This window comes from Nocardia salmonicida (assembly GCF_036142455.1).
Lineage (GTDB): Bacteria > Actinomycetota > Actinomycetes > Mycobacteriales > Mycobacteriaceae > Nocardia > Nocardia salmonicida.
In genome coordinates this window covers 905,185-919,094 of the sequence record NZ_CP108014.1, presented here as the reverse complement: position 1 = coordinate 919,094, position 13,910 = coordinate 905,185, and the positions used below count along the sequence as shown (strand labels likewise).

The 13,910-nt window shown below is 66.8% G+C and carries 13 protein-coding genes and 1 rRNA gene; 1 reads left to right on the top strand and 13 read right to left on the bottom strand.

The window, feature by feature from the left end; all coding sequences use genetic code 11:
• Positions 1–101 precede the first annotated feature (101 nt).
• Positions 102–686: a TetR/AcrR family transcriptional regulator C-terminal domain-containing protein gene (locus tag OHS03_RS04490; RefSeq protein WP_063005105.1), complete on the top strand. Its 585-nt coding sequence runs from the start codon at positions 102–104 to the stop codon at positions 684–686.
• Here OHS03_RS04490 and OHS03_RS04485 read toward each other — a convergent pair whose 3' ends face one another.
• From OHS03_RS04485 to rrf, 13 genes are all read right to left on the bottom strand, one after another.
• Positions 687–1,832: an alpha/beta fold hydrolase gene (locus OHS03_RS04485; protein WP_328661004.1), complete on the bottom strand. Its 1,146-nt coding sequence runs from the start codon at positions 1,830–1,832 to the stop codon at positions 687–689.
• 101 nt (positions 1,833–1,933) lie between these two features.
• Positions 1,934–3,079: an RNA-guided endonuclease InsQ/TnpB family protein gene (locus OHS03_RS04480; RefSeq protein WP_328661002.1), complete on the bottom strand. Its 1,146-nt coding sequence runs from the start codon at positions 3,077–3,079 to the stop codon at positions 1,934–1,936.
• Positions 3,080–3,238: 159 nt separating this feature from the next.
• Complete coding sequence (locus OHS03_RS04475; RefSeq protein WP_328661001.1) at positions 3,239–4,462, bottom strand: MFS transporter; 1,224 nt, start codon at positions 4,460–4,462, stop codon at positions 3,239–3,241.
• A 49-nt stretch (positions 4,463–4,511) separates the two neighbouring features.
• A complete protein-coding gene (locus OHS03_RS04470; protein ID WP_328660999.1) occupies positions 4,512–5,861 on the bottom strand; it encodes an LLM class flavin-dependent oxidoreductase in 1,350 nt (449 codons plus the stop codon).
• On the bottom strand, positions 5,858–6,622 hold the full coding sequence (locus tag OHS03_RS04465; protein WP_328660997.1) for an ABC transporter ATP-binding protein: 765 nt from the start codon (positions 6,620–6,622) through the stop codon (positions 5,858–5,860). The genes OHS03_RS04470 and OHS03_RS04465 overlap by 4 nt, the downstream gene beginning before the upstream one ends.
• Positions 6,598–7,458 (bottom strand): ABC transporter permease, encoded by an 861-nt coding sequence (locus OHS03_RS04460; RefSeq protein ID WP_328660995.1) that lies wholly within the window; start codon positions 7,456–7,458, stop codon positions 6,598–6,600. The genes OHS03_RS04465 and OHS03_RS04460 overlap by 25 nt, the downstream gene beginning before the upstream one ends.
• Positions 7,458–8,549 (bottom strand): ABC transporter substrate-binding protein, encoded by a 1,092-nt coding sequence (locus tag OHS03_RS04455; RefSeq protein ID WP_328660994.1) that lies wholly within the window; start codon positions 8,547–8,549, stop codon positions 7,458–7,460. The genes OHS03_RS04460 and OHS03_RS04455 overlap by 1 nt, the downstream gene beginning before the upstream one ends.
• A gap of 148 nt (positions 8,550–8,697) precedes the next feature.
• Positions 8,698–9,165 carry an SRPBCC domain-containing protein gene (locus tag OHS03_RS04450; RefSeq protein WP_328660992.1) on the bottom strand — a complete coding sequence of 156 codons (468 nt, stop codon included), beginning with the start codon at positions 9,163–9,165 and terminating at the stop codon, positions 8,698–8,700.
• A 35-nt stretch (positions 9,166–9,200) separates the two neighbouring features.
• Positions 9,201–10,397, bottom strand: coding sequence for an ROK family protein (locus OHS03_RS04445; RefSeq protein WP_328660990.1), 1,197 nt, complete (start codon positions 10,395–10,397; stop codon positions 9,201–9,203).
• A gap of 25 nt (positions 10,398–10,422) precedes the next feature.
• A complete protein-coding gene (locus OHS03_RS04440; RefSeq protein WP_328660988.1) occupies positions 10,423–11,664 on the bottom strand; it encodes a sugar ABC transporter permease in 1,242 nt (413 codons plus the stop codon).
• The gene (locus OHS03_RS04435; protein WP_328660986.1) at positions 11,661–12,425 is read right to left on the bottom strand and encodes an ATP-binding cassette domain-containing protein; all 765 of its coding nucleotides are present in this window, start codon (positions 12,423–12,425) and stop codon (positions 11,661–11,663) included. The genes OHS03_RS04440 and OHS03_RS04435 overlap by 4 nt, the downstream gene beginning before the upstream one ends.
• Positions 12,425–13,507, bottom strand: coding sequence for a sugar ABC transporter substrate-binding protein (locus tag OHS03_RS04430; RefSeq protein WP_328660984.1), 1,083 nt, complete (start codon positions 13,505–13,507; stop codon positions 12,425–12,427). The genes OHS03_RS04435 and OHS03_RS04430 overlap by 1 nt, the downstream gene beginning before the upstream one ends.
• Before the next feature lie 181 nt (positions 13,508–13,688).
• Positions 13,689–13,805, bottom strand: a 5S ribosomal RNA gene (gene rrf, locus OHS03_RS04425).
• Positions 13,806–13,910 lie beyond the last annotated feature (105 nt).

Genomic DNA, 13,910 nt, shown 5'->3' with positions numbered 1-13,910 from the left:
CCACCCGGCGTGGCCGTGCAACTTGAACGGTGTTCAGGATAGGGTAGCGGCTGCGAGTGAGTCACGACACTCGGGTCGGAAAATCGGACGGAAGGACGCGCGTGCAACTGCGGAAGACGGATGTGGTCGATGCCGCCGTCGCGATTCTCGATCAGTACGGGCTCGCCGACCTGACGATGCGCCGGCTCGCCGGCTCGCTGCAGGTGCAGCCGGGGGCGCTGTACTGGCACGTCAAGGACAAGCAGTCCCTGCTCGGCGCGGTGGCCGACCGGATTCTCGCTCCGATGGACGAGCCGATCACGGCCACCGAATGGCCCGCGCAGCTCACCGAGCTCGCCCACCGACTGCGCGACTGCCTGCTCGCCTATCGCGACGGCGCCGAACTGGTCTCGGCCACCTACGCCTCGCGTCTGACCACGAGCAAGGCGCGTGAACGCCTGGCGGGCATTGTCATCCGTGCCGGAATGACCAGGGAGGAAGCCGATCTCACGGCCTACACCCTGCTCTACTACGTGCTCGGCCAGACCGTCGACGAGCAGTCGCGCATGCAGATGGATTCCGTCGGCGCGCTGCCCGAGGACAACACCCCCTTGCTCGACACCCCAGATCCCACGGCTCGATTCGACTTCGGTCTGCAGCTGTTCATCGCGGGCGTGCGCACCATTCTCGGAGCTCGCGTGCGCTGATCAGGGCGGATCATTGCGATTGGCCTCCTGATAGCGGCGCACGAACGGCAGTACCTGCGCTTCGATGACCTCGTTGTATTCACGCGGTCGCTGAATCGGATTCGCGTGCTCGGTCCGAGTCGGCCGCACCACCGACAGGGTGCCGTTGACGCCGCCGGACTGTTCGATCAGCACCCTGTGCGAATACTCCACGTCCACTACGTCGTCGTGCGACGCCTCGCGGGGCCGGATGAACACGATCGCCGGGTTTCGCTTGTCCGGATTCGGCTTGCCGAGCGCCCGCAGATCCGCCGTGCCGCCGCCTGCCACGATCGCCAGGAACTGCGCCTCGATCAACCCGTTGCTGGCGGCATCACGGGAGAAGATCTTGTCGCGCAATACCTCCGAGGCTGCCTGACCCATGGCGCGGTAATCGATGTCGAAGAACAGTCCGTCCCGTTGCGCGAAACGTTCACGCCGAGCCGACATCTCGACCACGAAGCGTAGGAGCCTGCTCTCCCTCGCCCCGGGCAACCACCCCACCCACCGCACCAGATCGGCGCCGCGGCTGCGACTCTCGGGTCGGACCGCGTCCAGGTCCATCGGCGTGCAGTCCAGCACAACGGCCACCAATCGCCGATCGCTGCCCAGGTGGATATGGCGCGCCACCTCGAGCGCGATGATCCCGCCCATGCTGTGACCGACCAGCACGATATTGCGCACATTGCCGTACCGCGCGGCCCGCACGATCATCTCGGCGATGACCTTGGTGTCGATACCCGCGTTGTCGTAGCGCACCGCCCACACCACCCCGAGGCGGCTGAACGCGGGCAGTGCCTTGGCTGTCGGTGCCGCGTTGACTCCCCCGAGCCCCACCATGTCGACGACCGCGGTATCCCAATCCCGCGCGTCCGCGGGCAGATTCGCGGGCAGCAACTCCGGCGTGGTCTGTGCCAGCCGATCGCGTTCGGGAGCCACATCATGCACCCAGTACTGCCCGAACACGATCATCGCGACCAGCAGCACCCCGAGAATTCGCAGCACCGCCAGCCTGGTCCGGCGCCAACCGCGCCACCCGTGTCCCAGCCTGGTTTCCCGCAACCGATCCCGCCGACGCGCATCGTCGAAGTCCGCGACGGTGGACGGATGCCGATCGAAGGACGACATCCCTCCACTTTGACATCCTCTTCGGCCGAAGTCGAAGGTTCCTCCTGCGTCACCTGGGTGCCGCTCCGGTGGGTTCCTGTTTCATAGGGACGTGCCGTCCGCTAAGCGGCGGGACTTATCATCTCTCCGCAGGCGTTTAACCTCTCGGCCTGCCCGGCCGCGAGGATATTGATCGCCGCGTTCAGGTCGCGGTCGTGATGGGCACCGCAACAGCAGATCCATTCCCGGACATGCAGCGGCTTCTTGTCGCTCACCAGCCCGCAAGCCGAACACAACCGGGTCGATGGGAAGAACCGATCGACCTTGGCGAAGGTCCGCCCGTACCGGGCGGCTTTCTCCTCCAGCAAGCGGGTGAACTGGGCCCACCCAGCATCGTGCACCGACTTCGCCAACCTCGTTCGAGCGAGACCTTTCACACACAAGTCCTCTACGAAGATCGCTTGATTGTCGCGAATGATCGTTGTGGATTGTTTGTGCGCCCAATCTCGCCGAGTGTCGGCGACTTTGCCGTGAATCTTCGCTACCCGCAACCGATCCTTAGCTCGGTTGCGGGAGCCTTTGTCTTTGCGGGACAGCGCTTTCTGTGCCTTTCGCAATCGGCGTTCGGCACGGCGCAAGAACCTTGGCGAAGTGATCGTCCTGCCGTCCGACAGAACCGCGAACGTCGCTAGTCCGAGGTCGATACCCACCTCGGAGTCGACTGGGGGACGAGGTGGATCGTTGACATGGACAACAGATGAGGCGAAGTATCGGCCCGCTGGATCTTTGGTGATCGTGACCGATGACGGCTCCGACGGGAGTTCCCGAGACCAGACCACTCTCAGCTCCCCGATCTTGGGGAGTCGCAACTTCGCCCCCGACCTGACCGAGAAATGAGCGTTCCGGGTGAACCGGATTGATTGCCGGTTGTCTTTGCGAGACCGGAACCGTGGCGGGCCGACCCTCGCACCCCGACGTTTGCCGCTCACCGATGCGAAGAAATTGTTGTACGAGGTGTTCAAATCCGCCAACGCCTGCTGCAACACTACCGACGAGACCTCGCGCAGCCACGCACGTTCCGGGGTCTTCTTCGCTGCGGTCAGCCGCTTGGACAGCTCGGAATCGCTAATGCTCGAGCCAGCGCTGAAGGCTTGTCGGCGAGCTCGCAAGCCATCGTTGTACACCACCCGCGCACATCCGAACGCGCGAGCCAGCGAGACCTGCTGGCCAGGCGTCGGGTAGACGCGGAAGTTGTACCGGAGCTGCACAATTCATAGCGTACCCTCATCAAGCAATAGCTGATTGCAGGCAAATGGGCCGCCAGCGCTTCGCACACCGAGGCGCGCTCGCAACCGGACGGGCATGAACCCGCCCGGGCATAGGCGGCCGCAAGCGCGCCGACTCCACGGCACCGCGAAGGGGCGCGGTCAGTTGCTGTCCACCGACTCCCGGGGCTCGTGCAGACCCGCGGTCTTCTGTTCGGGCGCCGCGACCGTGGCCACCGGGCGTCCGGGGAACCAGCGATACATCGCGGCCGCTCCACCGAGACCCGCCACCGCGAGCGCGCCCGCCGCCGCACCGAGCACCGTCACCGCGCTGATCGCGCCGACCGCGATCGGACCCGCGAACATGCCGATGTCATGGGTGAGCCGCCAGGCGCCGAGGAACTCCGCGCGCTGACCTGGCGGCGCGACATCGGCGCCCACAGTCATGATCACGCCGTTGCTCAACCCGTTGGCGAAGCCGAGCAGCACGGCGACCGCGGTCAGCCCGACCACCGACCCCGCGAACGGCAACAGGGCGTAGCCCGCGGCGAAGGCGAACATCGCGGGAACGCCGATCGCCCTGCGACCGTAGCGATCCAGCCAGATTCCGGCCGGATAGGACATCAGCACGTCCACCGCGCCCGCGATACCGAACACGATGCTGGTGGTCGCCGCGTCGGCACCGATGTGCACCGCCCACAACGGCAGCAGCGATTGCCGAGCGGCCCGTGCCGCGCCCATGAGCAGAGCGCCGAGTCCGAGCGTGCTGAGCAGCTTGCGATGCTCGACCACCACCGAGCGAATCGTGTTGTCGCTGACCACCGTCGGCGAACCGTCGGTCTCCGGCATAGCGAACACCAGCGCACCCGCGACGAGCATGGCCACGAGCTGGATCCACAGCCCACCGATCGGGCCGAGCCAGTGCACCGCGCCCGCCCCGAGGAAAGGTCCGGCGAAGAACCCGAACCGCATCCACCCGGCCAGCGCCGAAAAGGCCCGTCCCCGATCGGCACTCGGCACCACGGCCACGATGTAGGTCTGTCTGGCCAGCCCCCACACCGCACCCGAGGCGCCGTTGATCAGCAGCCCGACCGCGAACACGCCGATATTCGGCGCGAGGATGGCCACGAGCAGACCCAGCGCGCAGGTGAACGAGCCGAGCGCGATCGCCTTGCGCTCCCCCGTGCGCGCCACCAGCCAGCCCGCGGGCAGATCGCCCAGGATGAGCCCGAAGCCCATCATGGCGACGACCACGCCCGCGGTTCCGACCGACGCGCCGAGTTCGAGGGCGCGCAGCGGCAGCATGGGAGCCGCTGCGCCCGAACCGATTCCGTAGATGGCGGACGGAACGAAGACCGCCAGCGCCATGGATCGCAGCTGGGTCACGACGCCGCCACCGACCGGCGAGTGCCGTGCCGGCTGCTACAGCCCACCGTCATCCGGCTAGTGCGGCACTGCGGGCGAACTGACTCTCCGGGCGCGCGAGCCCGAAGTGGTCGCGCAACGTGGTCCCGGTGTACTCGGTACGGAACAGCCCGCGCTCCTGCAGGATCGGCACCACCGTTTCGGCGAATACCTCGAGCCCACCGGGGTAGTACGGCGGCATCACGTTGAAGCCGTCCGCCGCGCCCTGGGTGAACCACTCTTCGATGGTGTCGGCCACTTGCTCGGGCGTTCCCGCGAACACCCGGTGTCCGCGCGCGCCGGCCAGCCGGTGCAGCAGCCCACGCAGGGTCGGCCGTTCCCGCTCGACGATGCCCGCCACCACCTGCAACCTGCTGCGCGCGTTATCGGTGACATCGCCTGCCCCCGCGAACGTTTCGACGGGTACCACCTCGTCGAGCGCGAGGCTGCGCAGCGAGGTGCCGGTGATCGATTCCAGCTGCTTGAGCCCGTATTCCGGGACCGTCAGCTCGTTGAACTCGCGTTCCAACCGCAGTGCCGCGGCCTCGGTGTCGGCGATGAACGGGCTGATCCCCGGCAGGATCTTCACCTCGTCGGCGGTACGGCCGAACTCGGTGGCCTTGGACTTGATATCGGCGTAGAAGGACTGCGCGTCCGACAGTCGCTGATGGGCCGTGAAGATCGCCTCCGCGTACTTGCCCGCGAAGGCACGGCCCTCGTTCGACGCCCCTGCCTGCACCAGCACCGGACGTCCCTGCGGGGTCCGCGCCGAGTTGAACGGCCCACGCACACTGAGATGTTCGCCGACGAAGTCGATCGGATGGATCTTGTCCGGATCGGCGTACACGCCGGCGGCGCGGTCGAGCACGATCGCGTCGTCCTCCCAGCTGTCCCACAGCCCGACCACCGCGTCGACGAATTCCCGCGCGCGGGCATAGCGTTCGGCGTGGTCCGGGTGGCGTTCGAGCCCGAAGTTGGCCGCGGCCAGGTCGGTGCCGGTGGTGACGATGTTCCAGCCCGCGCGTCCACCGGAGATGTGGTCGAGCGAGGAGAACAACCGCGCCAGGTTGTAGGGCTCGTAGTAGGTGGTCGACGCGGTCGCGATCAGGCCGAGATGTGTTGTCGCCGCGGCGATCGCGGTGAGCAACGTGATCGGCTCCAAGCCGGGCGCGGCGTTGTGCCGCACGTCGGTGCGCAGGGCGGGGCCGTCGGCGAAGAACACCGCGTCGAGCTTCGCCGCCTCCGCGGTACGCCCGATCTCCTGGTAGTAGGAGACGTCGTAGATGCGGTCTGGCCTGCTGTCGGGATGCCGCCAGGCGGCCTCGTGGTGCCCGGACGGGTAGATGAACGCGTTCAGACTCAGTTGACGCGGTGCACTCATGACGCCTGTTTCACTTTCTCTAAATCTGTTGTGTCGACGCCGAGTCCGGTCAACAGCACTTCCCGCAGCCGGACGAACTCCGGGTGGGCGTGCCTGCGCGGGCGCGGGGTCTCGATGCGCTGATCGATCGTGATCCGGCCCTCGTCGAGAACCAGCACCCGATCGGCGAGCAGCACGGCCTCGTCCACATCGTGGGTCACCAACAGCACGGCGGGCCGATACCGCTCGCACAGGGCCTGGAGCAGGGCGTGCATCCGAATCCGGGTCAGCGCGTCGAGCGCGCCGAACGGTTCGTCGGCCAGGAGCAGTTCCGGCTCACGCACCAGCGACCTGGCCAAGGCCACCCGCTGCTGTTCACCGCCGGAAAGTTCTCGCGGCCAAGCCTTCTCGCGTCCGGCCAACCCGACCTCGGCCAGTGCGGAACGCCCGCGCTGCTGCGCGTCGCGCCCGGTCAGCCCGAGCACCACATTGTCGAGGACGCGCGACCACGGCAGCAGCCGCGAATCCTGGAACACCACCGCGCGTTGTGTCGGCACCGTCAGCTCGCCGGATCCCGGTACCTCGGAATCGAGTTCGGCCAGCGCCCGCAGCAGCGTGCTCTTACCCGACCCGCTGCGCCCGAGCAGCGCGACGAACTCACCGCGCCGGATCTCGATGTCGATGCCGTTCAAGACGATTCGCTCGCCGAAGCCGCGGGTCAGGGCGCGGGTGCGTACGACGACCCGCTCGTCGGAGCTCAGTCGCCCAGTGTCTGTCGCCATGCCAGCACCTTTCGTTCCGTTGCCCGCACGGCGAGATCGCCGAACAGTCCGAGCAGCCCGTAGATCACCAGACCGACGACGATCACGTCGATCTGGCCGTAGGTGCGCGCCTGGGTCATCAGGTAGCCGATGCCGCTGGTCGCGTTGACCTGTTCGACCACCACCAGCGCCAACCAGGAAATGGTCACCGCCAGCCGCAGCCCGAGGAAGAAGCCCGGCAACGAGCCCGGCAACGCGATGCGACGCAGGAATCCCCACCGCGACAGCCCGACGGTCTCGGCCAGTTCCACATAGCGCGAGTCGACGCTGCGTAGGTAGGCGTGGGTATTGATGTAGATCGGAATGAGCACGCTGGTGGTGATCACGATCAGCTTCATCTGCTCGCCGATCCCGAACCAGACGATGAACAGCGGGATCAGCGCCAGCGTCGGGATCGCCCGCTTGATCTGCACGGGACCGTCGACCACCGCCTCACCGATCCGGCTCAGCCCCGCGACCAGCGCGAGCACCACGCCGATCGCCACACCGAGAACGAGGCCGATCACGGCACGCTGCAACGAGGTCAGCAGGTTCGACTGCAACCGGCCGTCGGCGATCAGGTCGCCCGCGGTCTGCGCGACCGTCCACGGCGCGGGCAGGGTCTCCGGGTCGATGGCACCGATCGCGGAACCGATCACCCAGGTGCCGATGAGCAGCACCGGACCGAGGGCGAAGCCGAACGGGATCGGCTTGCCCGGCCCCAGTTTGCGCCGACCTCGCCCACGCGGGGCGAGTGCCTCGACCGGGGCCGTGCTGGCCCTGAGCTTGCGCAGTGCGCCCGCGTCGATGGTGGCCATCAGCTCACCGCCGGTGCGAACGCGGCCCCGCTGGCAGTGACGGCCTCGGTGACCGCGGCATCGAAGCGCAGGTCGAAACCGTCCACGGCCTTGATCTTCTTCGGCAGCTCACCCACGGCGTCGATCGCGTCGATGGTGGTCTGCTGCCGGGCGATCAACTGCTGGTCGAGGTGCGGGAAAGTGTAGGTACCCAGCGATTCGACGATCCGCTTGGCGTCGTCGGCGCTGACCTTCTGGCTTCCGACGTAGTAGCGGGTGGCCCATTCCTCGCGATGGGTGTTGGTCCACTGCCAGGCGCGCACGAACGCGCCGACCAGAGCACGGGTCGCGGCGGCCTTCGCCGGATCCTGGACCACCGCCCGGCGCGCGTACAGGTAGGCGAGGCCGCTGTAGATGCCCGTGGTCTCCGAGTCCGGGATCAGCGAGGCGCCCTCGGTGCGGAGGAACCGGGTCACGTTGGGTTCGATCAGCGGCGCGACGTCGACCTGAGCGGTGCGGACCGCGTCGGGGAACTCGGCCAGCTGTAGCCGGACCAGCTCCACATCGGTGGGCTTCAGACCCGCCTTGGTGAGCGCCTTCAACACCGCCGCCTGCTGGGCGGTGCCCTCGGCGTAGGCGATCTTCTTGCCCTTCAGATCCGTGAGCTTGGTGATCGAACGGCCCGGCGCCACAGCGAGTTTCAGGGCCTGCGGGTTGGTCTGATAGGAACCGATGATCGGCACGTCCTGGCCCGCGGCCAGCGCGTGGATCGGCGGCACATCGCCGACCTGACCGACGTCGGCCGCGCCGGCCCGGAAGGCCTCGAGGATGGCCGGGCCGCCGACGAAGTTCGCGAACTCGATCTTGAACGGCAGCTTGTCCAGTTCGCCGGACAGCCGCAGCGCCGATTGCAGACGTTCCGACTGATCGGCGACGACGAGCGTGGTCCCCGGTGGAACCTCGGTGGGCAGTGGCGCGTCGGGGGTGCCGACCGGTGTGTCGTTGCCTTGCGCGCAGCCGGTCAGGCCGAGCGTCGCAACGGTTGCCATCGCGAGGAGTGCGGCGGTGGCGCGGCCACGCAGGCCGGGTCGAAAGGTGTTCGGTCGGTGCATAGAGGGATTCAAGCAACCGCGATCACCCCCGAACACCATTAGCCTTGCCATGATTTGAAGTGCTCGGCTACTTCTCGGCATCGAGTACCGCGTCGGAGTCGGGCGTCATCCCCGGCAAGTACGGGAACCCGTTGCGGCGCACTGTGTTTCAGTCGATCGTGCCCCGCTCCGCCAACGAGACCAGCTTGGTCAACGCCATCTGCCAGGTTCCCTCGTTGTCGGCGAGACTGAGTCCCGGCGGAACCCCTTCGTGCAGGACATCGAGGAGGGTGCCACCGTCAACGTCGGTCAGTGTGAAGGTGACCGACTGTGCGCCGGTCATGTCCGGCCGCACCGTGACGAACTCCAGCACCTCGATCACCTGTTCGTCCGGAACCAGCGATCGGAACGTCCCGAAGTAGGCATCGTGCTGCAGATCTGTATCGCCCCCGTCGGTGGAGGCGTCGTAGGTGATGGTGATCGAGAACGATCCGCCCTCGACCGGCTCGAACCGATGCACCTCGCTGGTCATCCCGTCGGGCACCATCCAGACACCTACCGCGTCGCCGTCGAGCAACAGGCGGTAGACGGTGGAGCGAGGCGCATTGATGTGCGTACCGATCCTGGTGGTCGCCATGACTTCACGATAGTCGCCACACCGGCGCCGATCGATCAACTGCCGTAGGCGCGTGCCAGTGTCTGTAGCGGGTCGGTCAGCACGTCGACGAACGCCAGTTCCGCGGCCCCGATCAGCGGGGCGTCGTCGGCCAGCGCTGAGGTCCGGAGCCGGACGCGCTCACGGACCGCCAACAGCCCGTTCACGGCCAACCGGCTCCGGACCTGCGCGGCCGAGGCGAGGTAGATCTCGCGCAGTACCCCGCCGAACACGACCATCGTCGGGTTGAAGATATTGACCAGGTTGGCCACCCCGAACCCGAGCCAGTCGCCGACCTGGTGCAGCGCATCGCGGGCGGTCGCGTCACCACGGGCCGCCGCGTCGACAATCGCCTCGACTGCCGCCCGGCCGGTGAGGTCGGCCCGGCCCGCCACCGCGATCAGCGCCAGCTCCCCCGCCTCCGCCTCCAGGCAACCGCGCGAACCACACCTGCACGCCCGGCCGCCGGGGTTCACGATCATGTGCCCCACCTCGCCGCCGTAGCCGCCCTCGCCGCCGAGCAGCTCACCGCCCATGATGACGCCACCGCCGATGCCGACTTCGCCGTGCAGATAGATCAGATCCGACACCCCGGCGCCGACACCGCGCTCACGCTCGGCCAGCGCGCCCAGGTTGGCATTGTTGCCGACCACGACCCGAACACCGAGCCGCTCGGACAGTTTCGCGCCGACCGGCACATCCACCCAGCCGATATTCGGCCCGTACCGCACCACGCCGTCGCCCTCGCGCACCATGCCACAGAACGCGAGCCCGACACCTACACAGACACTGTCGGGCCCGGCCGAGCCGATCATCGTCTCGGCCATCACCGCCAGTGATTCGATCACCTCATCGGGATCGAATGCCGTACTGTCACGCGGTGTTTCGCGCCGGTCGAGAATCACTCCGCCGAGACCGACCCGCGCCACCGCGAGCCGGTCGGCGCCGACATCCAACGCGAGCACATACACCCGCTCCGATTCGGGCCGCACCACCAGCGACGGTCGTCCGGCCCTTCCCGTCTGGCGTGGCAGTTCCTCACTCACCAGCCCGGCAGCGGCGAGATCGGTGGTCAGGGCCAGAATCGTGCTGCGGTTCAAGCCCATTCGCTCGGCCAGCACCGCCCGCGAGACCGGGCCACTCACATGGACGTGGCGCAGCAACGCGGCGAGGTTGCGGGTTCGGATCTCGTCCGGGGCGGGTGCAGCCCTCATTCGGCCCAGCCTTCCCGGTCGATGGTCAACTTCCTGGCAGCGAACGCTTGCGCGACAGCGCGTCCACCCCCGCCGCGAGCAGCAGGACAAATCCTGTCACAACGAATTTGGTGCCCGCGCTGTAGCCCATCAGCCCCATCCCGTTGTTGATCACCGCGACCACCGCGGCGCCGAGCACCGCGTCCAGCATCCGGCCGCGACCACCGAACAGGCTGGTGCCACCGATCACCGCCGCACCGACCGCGGTGAGCAGCACATCGGAACCGCCGGTGTTCGGATCCACGGAGTTGGCCCGCGAGGCCGCGATCAACCCGCCGACGGCGGCCATCGTCGAACAGAGCACGAACGCGCTGATCTTGATCCGATCGACCGGAATGCCCGCGCGCCGAGCAGCTTCCACGCTGCCGCCGACCGCGTAGACATGCCTGCCGAACGAGGTGCGATTGAGCACGAAGGTCCACAGCAGCAGCAGCGCGATGATGATCGGCACCACGATCGGCATGCCCTGCAGCGAGTTGACCTCGGGGTTACGGCTGCGCTCGTCATTGAGCACCAGCACCGCCACCCCCGCGACGAGCGCGACCGCCGCGATCCGCAACGCGACCACCGGCGCCGTCTCGCCGGTCAGCCCGAGTGTGTTGCGCGCCCGCAACTTTCGGTACTGCACGAACGAGAACCCGCCGAGCAACACCAGGTACATCACCCAGCCGAGCAGGGGCGGCACGTTCTTGTTGGCGATCGCCAGGATCGTCTCGTCGTGGATGGAGATATTGCGGCCGTTGTCCATGATCTTCAGTGCGACACCCTGCAGCGCGAGGAACGCGGCCAGCGTCACCACGAACGACGGGACACCGATCTTCACCACGATCGCACCGATGGTCAGCCCGATCACGACCCCGGTGAGCAGCGACATGAGTACCGCCGCGTACCAGGGCCACCCCTTGTCGGTGAGCAGCACCGCGAGCACCGCCGCGCACACACCACTGGTGAAGCCGGCCGAGAGGTCGATCTCCCCGAGCAACAGCACGAAGATCAACCCCATCGCGATCACCGCGATGGCGGCGCCCTGGGTGAGCAGGTTCGCGATATTGCCCTGGGTCATGAACACCGGCCGCGCGATCCAGAACACGACCGACAGCACGACCAGCGCGATGACCGAGGGCAGCGCACCCATGTTGCCGCTGCGAATCCGCCCGACATAGCCGGTGACCAATTCGGTCATCGGCGCGGCGGGCTCGGCGGCCTTGTCCGTCACGACCACACTCATGCCCGCACTCCGATTCCGAGACTCCCGCTGCGGCCGGAGGTGATCAGTTCCACGACCTGCGAATGGGTGACATCGGCGGTCCGCACCTGCGCGGCCATCCGGCCCAGATACAGCGCCGCGATGCGGTCCGATACCGCGAACACGTCGTTCATGTTGTGCGAGATCAGCACCACCACCAGACCTTTGTCGGCCAGGCGGCGCACCAGTTCGAGGACCTGCTGGGTCTGCGCGACACCGAGCGCCGCGGTCGGCTCGTCCAGAATCACCACCTTGCTGTTCCACAGCACGGCCTTGGCGATGGCGACGGTCTGGCGTTGTCCGCCCGACAGGCTCGCCACCTTCTGCCGCACGGACTTCACCGTCCGCACCGACAGACCGGCCAGCGTCGAGCCCGCGAGTTCCTCCATGCCGTACTCGTCGAGCACGATGCCGTGCTTCTTCTCGCGGCCGAGGAACATGTTCTGCACGATGTCGAGGTTGTCGCAGAGCGCGAGATCCTGATAGACGATCTCGATCCCCAGTTCGGCCGCGTCCCTCGGATTGCCGATCTGCACCGGCTCACCGTCGAACAGCACTTCGCCCGCGTCGATGGCATGGGTGCCGCCGATGCACTTGACCAGCGTGGACTTGCCTGCGCCGTTGTCGCCGACCAGCGCTGTCACCTCACCGCGGTAGGCGGAGAAGTCGATGTCGTGCAGGACATGAACCGGGCCGAAACTCTTCTCTAATCCGCGCAATTCGATGAGCGGGGTCTCGGTCATCAGCGCACGCCGTTATCCGCGCAGAGCTTCGCGAATTCACCGGTGCACAGCTCGGCCTTGTCGACGAAACCGTCCGCCACGACATCGTTCACGTTGCTCTTGAAGATCGCCTTCGGCTCGAGCAGCACCGCGGGCACCTTCGTCTTCGCCTCGGGGTCGTCGACGGTGCTCGGCGCCTCGCCCTTCTCGCCGTTGGCCAGCGCGATCGCCAGCTTCGCGCCGGCGGCGGCCTCGAGGTTGATCGCCTTGTAGACGGTCATGCACTGGTCACCGGCCAGGACGTTCTGCAGACCCTGCACCGTGGCGTCCTGACCCGTCACCGGAATCTGCCCGTTGAGCTTCTGCTTCTTCAGCACGGCGATGGCGGCATTGGCCAGACCGTCGTTGGCCGCCACGGCGCCACCGAGGTTCGGCGTGCCGGTGAGCATCTGTTCGAAGATGGTGCCCGCCTTGGTGTTGTCCCACTCCGGGACGGCCTGATCCGGGCCCTTCACGTATTCGCCCGCGTCGAACTTCGACTTCAGCGCGCCGTCGTAACCGCTCTTGAACAGGGCGGCGTTGTTGTCGGTGGGGCCGCCGTTGAGGTAGGCGACCACCGGCTTGGCGGCCTGCTTGTCAGCCAGGCACTTCGCGAGACCGTCGCCCATGAGCTGTCCGACCTTCACGTTGTCGAAAGACACGTAGTACGGCGCACCGCCGCCGAGGGTCAGCCGGTCGTAGTCGATCACGGTGACGCCCTGCGCTTTTGCCTTCTGGATGACGGCCTTGCCGGTGCCGCTGTCGAGGTTGGTGATCATCAGCACCGAGGCGCCGTTGGTGATCATCTGATCGGCGATGGTCTGGAAGGCGTTCTTGTCGCCCTGGGCATTCTGGATGTCTGCCTTGATCCCCGCGGCGTCGAACGCCTGCTGAAGATACTTGCGGTCCGCTGTCTCCCACCTCGCCGAGGTCTTGCTGTCGGGCAGGATCACGCCGATCTTGGCGCCACCCCCCGAGGAGTTCGTAGTGTCGTCGCCGCAGGCGGTGAGCGAAGTGAGAAGTGCGATCGAGACGGCCGCGATGCCGAAGATCCCCTGACGCATGAGCGTGGGCCTTTCGTGGAACCACCGCCTGTGGGCGGTCGAGCTGGAGCGAATGTTGTTCTCGACAACATACTCCAGGGTGACCTGGCCCACTCGCGATTCGGACATAGTGGTCCGACGAGGTTCCCCGGGAACGCAAAAAGGCCCTCCAACCGAAGTTGGAGGGCCTTTCGCAATGATGTTCCGGCAGTGTCCTACTCTCCCACACCCTGTCGAGTGCAGTACCATCGGCGCAGGTGGCCTTAGCTTCCGGGTTCGGAATGGGACCGGGCGTTTCCCCACCGCTATAACTACCGTAACTCTATGAAACTAGACAGCGCGACAATCTCGGAAACCACACCCTCCAAAAGAGAGCAGAGTTTCCTCATGTCTGCTGCAGTGTCTGTTGTTTCAGAAACCGCAC